Genomic DNA, 6103 nt, shown 5'->3' with positions numbered 1-6103 from the left:
TGATTCCCCAAAGCGAAGCCTCAGAACGTCGTCTCCGGCTGCGACCGCGACTGCTCCTCGCGGGGCAGCTCGGCGCCGGTCTGCTGGTCGATGAACTTCATCGACAGCTTGATCTTGCCGCGGTCGTCGAAGCCCAGGACCTTGACCTTGACCTCGTCGCCGACCTTGACCACGTCCGCCACCTTGGCGACGCGGCCCGGCCGCATCTCCGAGATGTGGACCAGGCCGTCGCGGCTGCCCAGGAAGTTGACGAAGGCGCCGAAATCGACCGCCTTCACCACCTTGCCGCTATAGATCTTGCCGACCTCGGGCTCGGCGACGATGCCCTTGATCCAGTTGATCGCCGCCTCGGCGGCCGTCTCGTCGACCGCCGCCACCTTGATGGTGCCGTCGTCCTCGATGTCGATCTTCGCGCCGGTGGTCTCGGTGATCTCGCGGATCACCTTGCCGCCGGTGCCGATGACTTCGCGGATCTTGTCCTTCGGGATCGAGAAGGTGGTGATGCGCGGCGCGTTCTTGTTAACCTCGCCGCGGGCCGCCGACAGCGCCTTGGCCATCTCGCCCAGGATGTGGACGCGGCCTTCGCGCGCCTGCTCCAGCGCGATCTTCATGATCTCCTCGGTGATCGAGGTGATCTTGATGTCCATCTGCAGGCTGGTGACGCCGCGCTCGGTGCCGGCCACCTTGAAGTCCATGTCGCCGAGATGGTCCTCGTCGCCCAGGATGTCGGTCAGGACGGCGAAGCGGTCGCCCTCCTTGATCAGGCCCATGGCGATGCCGGCCACCGGGCTGCCCAGCGGCACGCCGGCATCCATCAGCGCCAGCGACGAGCCGCAGACCGTGGCCATCGAGGACGAACCGTTCGACTCGGTGATCTCCGACACCACGCGGATGGTGTAGGGGAACTGCTCCTTCGACGGCAGCACCGGGTGGATCGACCGCCAGGCCAGCTTGCCGTGGCCGATCTCGCGGCGGCCCGGGCTACCCATGCGCCCCGCTTCACCGACCGAATAGGGCGGGAAGTTGTAGTGCAGCATGAAGTTCTCGCGGTACTCGCCCTCGAGCGCGTCGATGATCTGCTCGTCCTGGCCGGTGCCCAGCGTGGTGACCACCAGCGCCTGGGTCTCGCCGCGGGTGAACAGGGCCGAACCATGGGCCCGCTTCAGCACGCCGACTTCGGCGACGATCGGGCGGACCGTCTTGGTGTCGCGGCCGTCGATGCGCAGGCCGGTGTCCAGGACGTTGCCGCGAACGATGTCGCTCTCGAAATCCTTGAACACCTTGGCGCCGACGGCCAGCTCGGCCTCGTTGCCCTCGAGCAGGGCCAGCGCCTTCTCCTTGACCGCGTCGACCGCGGCGTAGCGGTCCTGCTTGCGCACGATCTTGTAGGCGTCGCGCAGCTCGCCGGCGACGGACTGGAACTTGCCGCGGACGGCGGCGACCTCGGACGGCTCCTCGGTCAGGGCCCAGGGCTCCTTGGCGCACAGCTCGGCCAGCTCGATGATCGCCTGGATCACCTGCTTGGCGGCGGCGTGGCCGAAGGCGACGGCGCCGAGCATGATCTCCTCGGTCAGCTCATGCGCCTCGGACTCGACCATCAGCACGCCTTCGTCGGTGCCGGCGACCACGAGGTCGAGCTGGCTCTCGGCGGTCTGGGCGATCGTCGGGTTCAGCACGTACTGGCCGTCGATGTAGCCGACGCGGGCGGCGCCGATCGGGCCCAGGAACGGGATCCCCGAGATGGTCAGGGCGGCGGAGGCGCCGACCAGGGCCGCGATGTCCGGATCATTCTCCAGATCGTGGCTCAGCACCGTGGCGACGACCTGGGTCTCGTTGCGGTAGCTCGGGTGGAACAGCGGGCGGATCGGGCGGTCGATCAGGCGGCTGACCAGCGTCTCGTTCTCGGACGGGCGGCCTTCGCGCTTGAAGAAGCCACCCGGGATCTTGCCGGCGGCGAACGCCTTCTCCTGGTAGTTCACGGTCAGCGGGAAGAAGTCGAACTTCGACTTCTGCTTCGACCCGACCGCGGTGCAGAGCACGACGCTCTCACCATAGGTGACGAGCACGGCGCCATCGGCCTGGCGGGCGATCTTGCCCGTCTCGAGGACCAGCTTGCGGCCGCCCCAGTTGATCTCTTTGCGATAGATGTTGAACATCGCTTTTCCTTCCATCGGACACCCCGTGCCGCAGGGGCCTATCGGGGTCGGGCCTCTCCACGCCGGGCCCGGGGGCGAAATACGACAAGCTCCGCCGGCTGGGGGCCGGCGGCGCCGATGTCACGAAACCGGAAACTCCGTCCCTGTCGTCTTCCCCGCGGAGGCGAGGATCTCATCACGTCCAAAACGGCTGGAGATTCCCGCTTTCGCGGGAATGACATGGGAAGGAGGGTGCATACGCAGGGTCAGCGACGCAGGCCGAGACGCTTGATGATCTCGTCATAGCGCGCGACGCTCTTGCGCTTGAGATAGTCGAGCAGGCGGCGGCGGCGGCCGACCATGATCAGAAGACCCCGACGGCTGTGGAAGTCCTTCGAATGGGTCTTCAGGTGTTCGGTCAGGTTGGCAATGCGCTCGGACAGGATTGCGACCTGCACCTCCGGCGAACCGGTGTCCCCTGCCTTGGGGGCGTAGGTGCCAATGACTTCCTGCTTGCGCTCCGGCGTAATCGACATCGTGGTCTCCTGAATCAGAGGTTGAGGATGCGCACCGGCCGGATCTCGCCGCCGTCGATACGGGCCAGGGCCACGGGGGCGTCCCCGCAGGTGGCCAGAACGATGGCGTCCGGGTTGTCCGGATCGAGATCGAGGGCGGCGATCCGCTCGCGATCCGAGCGCCGTAGCAGCGCGACCGACTGGCCGTGCCGCATCCGATGCGCTTCAGCTTCCGTCAGGGCCACCGCCGGGATGTCGTCCAGCGGGGTCTCGACCGGAAGCAGAATGCCGTCGAGGGCCGATTGCTCGGCCCCCGGCTGCTTGGCTAGCGCGTCGATATGCTCCAAGGGGACCGCGTCGTCAAGGCCGAAGGGCCCGACTCGCGTGCGGCGCAATGCGACGATGTGTCCCACCGTGCCGAGGGCGAGGGCGATGTCGCGGGCCAGGCCGCGCATATAGGCGCCCTTGCCGGACTGCACGTCGAAGGTGGCGTGGTCGCGGTCGGGGATCTCGGCCAGGCGCAGGTCGTCGATCCGGATCAGCCGCGGCGCCAGCTGCACCGCCTCGCCGGCGCGGGCCAGGTCGTAGGCGCGCTCGCCATCCACCTTGATCGCGGAGAAGGCCGGCGGCACCTGGCTGATCTCGCCGATGAAACGCGGGATGATCGCGGCGATGGCATCGGGCTTGGGGCGGATTTCGCTGGTCGCGGTGACCTGGCCTTCGGTGTCGTCGGTGTCGCGCGCCTCGCCCCAGCGGACGGTGAAGCGGTAGGTCTTCTCGCCGTCCATGGCGTAGGGCACGGTCTTGGTGGCCTCGCCCAGCGCGATCGGCAGGATGCCGCTGGCCAGCGGGTCCAGCGTGCCGGCATGGCCGGCCTTCTCGGCATCGAAGATCCGGCGGATGCGGCCGACCACCTGGGTCGAGGTGACGCCGACCGGCTTGTCGACCACCACCCAGCCATGCACCGGCCGGCCGCGCCTTTTACGCGCCATCGGTGTCGTCCGCCCTGTCGTCCGACCGCTCTTCGTCGTCGGACAGGTCGCGGGCGATCACGTCCTGGTGCAGCAGCGTGTTGATCTTCTGCGCATAGTCGAACGAAGTGTCGGCCTGGAAGCTGAGCTGGGGCGTGTGGCGCAGCCGGACGGTCTTCGCGACCTGGCCGCGCAGGAAGGATGCGGCACGGCGCAGCGCCGGCAGCACGACGTCCATCTTGTCGCCGTTCAGCGTGGTGACGAAGACGGTGGCGTGCTTCATGTCCGGGCTGGGCCGGACCTCGGAGACGGTGATCGAGACGCCGGCAAGGTCGGGATCGTGCATCTCGCCGCGCAGCAGGATGGCGGCCAGGGCGTGACGCAGCTCCTCGCCGACGCGCAGTTGGCGTTGGCTCGGGCCATTGGCAGTGTTGTGTCGCATGGGGTCGTTCTCAAAACGCCGCGGTCCGGCACAGCCGGACCGTGGGGAAGGATCCATCCGCCGCCGATCAAGGATAGTCCCGATCGGCGGCGATGGTGCAGGAAATCAGGAAGCCCGGCCCTAGAGCGCGCGGACTTCCTCGACCAGCTCGAAGCACTCGATCACGTCGCCGGCGCGGATGTCGTCGTAATTCTCGAAGGCCATGCCGCATTCGTAGCCCTCACGCACTTCGCGGACTTCATCCTTGAAGCGCTTCAGGGTCTTCAGCGTGCCCTCGTGGACCACGACGTTGTCGCGCAGCAGGCGGACACCGGCACCGCGCTTGACCACGCCGTTGGTGATCATGCAGCCGGCGACCTTGCCGACCTTGGTGATGTTGAACACCTCGCGGATCTCGGCGTTGCCGATATAGTTCTCGCGCATCTTCGGCGCCAGCAGGCCGGTCAGGGCCGCCTTCACATCGTCGATCACGTTGTAGATGATCGAGTAGTAGCGGATCTCCACACCGTCGCGTTTGGCCATCTCCCGCGCCTGCGGGTTGGCGCGGACGTTGAAGCCGATCAGCATGGCGCCGGTCGAGGCGGCGAGGGTGACGTCGCTCTCGGTGATGGCGCCGACCGCGGAATGCAGCACCCGGACCTTCACCTCGACATTGTCGCCCGCAGCCTTCTCCAGCGAACCGGCGATGGCTTCGACCGAACCCTGCACGTCACCCTTGATGATGACCGGCAGCTCCTTCGCCTCGCCTTCGCGGATCTTCTCGAACATCTGCTCGAGCGAGCCGCGCGCGGTGGCGACATGGGACGCCTCGCGGCGCTTGCGGGTGCGGAACTCGGTGATCTCGCGGGCCCGGCTCTCGCTGTCGACGACCACGAAGTCGTCGCCGGCGAGCGGCGTGCCGTTGAGACCCAGGACCTCGACCGGCTGGGCCGGGCCCGCCGACTTCAGGTTCTGGCCACGATCGTCGAGCAGGGCGCGCACGCGGCCCCATTCGCCGCCGGTGACGAAGATGTCGCCGACCTTGACGGTGCCGCGCTGGACCAGGACGGTCGCGACCGAACCGCGGCCGCGCTCCAGCTTCGCCTCGATCACCGAGCCTTCGGCCGGCCGATCCGGGTTGGCCTTGAGGTCGAGCACCTCGGCCTGCAGCAGGATGGTCTCGACCAGCTTGTCGAGGCCGGCGCCGGTCTTGGCCGAGACCGGGACGTCGAGCGTCTCGCCGCCCATCTCCTCGACCACGATCTCGTGCTGCAGCAGCTCGGTGCGCACGCGCTCCGGCTTGGCGTCGGGCAGGTCGATCTTGTTGATCGCGACGATGATCGGCACCCCCGCCGCGCGGGCGTGGCGGATGGCCTCGACTGTCTGCGGCATGACGCCGTCATTGGCGGCCACCACCAGGACGACGATGTCGGTGGTGTTGGCGCCGCGGGCGCGCATCTCGGTGAAGGCGGCGTGGCCCGGCGTGTCGATGAAGGTGACGCGCTGGCCCGATGCGACCTGCACCTGGTAGGCGCCGATGTGCTGGGTGATGCCGCCGGCCTCGCCGGACACCACGTTGGTGTGGCGCAGCGCGTCCAGCAGCGATGTCTTGCCGTGGTCGACATGGCCCATGATGGTGACGACCGGGGGCCGCGGCTGCAGGTTCTCCGCCACGTCCTCGTCGCCGCGCAGGCCGATCTCGACGTCGGATTCGGCCACGCGCTTTACCTTATGTCCAAATTCCGCCACCACCAGCTCGGCGGTATCGGCATCGATCGACTGGGTGATCGTCGCCATCACTCCCATGCGCATCAGCGACTTGACCACGTCGCCGCCGCGCTCGGCCATGCGGTTGGCCAGCTCCTGCACGGTGATGACCTCGGGGATGATCACCTCGCGGGAGAACTTCTCCTGATTCTGGCTCAGCTGGGCCAGGCGCTCGCGTTCGCGGGCCCGGCGCATCGCCGCCAGGCTGCGGCCGCGGGTCTCGCCGTCGTCGCTCAGCGCCTGCACCACGGTCATCTTGCCGGAGCGGCGCTTCGGCTCGGACTTGCCGGGGCC

The 6103-nt window shown here is 68.0% G+C and carries 5 protein-coding genes; all 5 read right to left on the bottom strand.

Annotation, left to right across the window (positions count from 1 at the left end; translation table 11 throughout):
- Positions 1-20: 20 nt before the first annotated feature.
- Complete coding sequence (gene pnp, locus AAHM41_RS38155; protein WP_342241863.1) at positions 21-2171, bottom strand: polyribonucleotide nucleotidyltransferase; 2151 nt, start codon at positions 2169-2171, stop codon at positions 21-23.
- A 230-nt stretch (positions 2172-2401) separates the two neighbouring features.
- Positions 2402-2671 carry a 30S ribosomal protein S15 gene (rpsO, locus tag AAHM41_RS38150; protein ID WP_138885782.1) on the bottom strand — a complete coding sequence of 90 codons (270 nt, stop codon included), beginning with the start codon at positions 2669-2671 and terminating at the stop codon, positions 2402-2404.
- A 14-nt stretch (positions 2672-2685) separates the two neighbouring features.
- Complete coding sequence (truB, locus tag AAHM41_RS38145) at positions 2686-3642, bottom strand: tRNA pseudouridine(55) synthase TruB (RefSeq protein ID WP_342241862.1); 957 nt, start codon at positions 3640-3642, stop codon at positions 2686-2688.
- Entirely contained in the window at positions 3632-4063 is a 432-nt protein-coding gene (rbfA, locus tag AAHM41_RS38140; RefSeq protein WP_342241861.1) for a 30S ribosome-binding factor RbfA, read from the bottom strand. The genes truB and rbfA overlap by 11 nt, the downstream gene beginning before the upstream one ends.
- 120 nt (positions 4064-4183) lie before the next feature.
- On the bottom strand, positions 4184-6103 hold a 1920-nt coding region (infB, locus tag AAHM41_RS38135), incomplete at its 5' end, for a translation initiation factor IF-2 (protein WP_342241860.1).

It is taken from the genome of Inquilinus sp. OTU3971, from assembly GCF_038440215.1.
The sequence above is the reverse complement of the archived record's forward strand: the minus strand, read 5'-3'. Positions and strand labels throughout refer to the sequence as shown.

Excerpts from the sequence above, each read along its gene's own strand:
- pnp (WP_342241863.1), bottom strand. The coding sequence starts at position 2,171 with ATGGAAGGAAAAGCGATGTTCAACATCTATCGCAAAGAGATCAACTGG.
- rpsO (WP_138885782.1), bottom strand. The coding sequence starts at position 2,671 with ATGTCGATTACGCCGGAGCGCAAGCAGGAAGTCATTGGCACCTACGCC.
- truB (WP_342241862.1), bottom strand. The coding sequence starts at position 3,642 with ATGGCGCGTAAAAGGCGCGGCCGGCCGGTGCATGGCTGGGTGGTGGTC.
- rbfA (WP_342241861.1), bottom strand. The coding sequence starts at position 4,063 with ATGCGACACAACACTGCCAATGGCCCGAGCCAACGCCAACTGCGCGTC.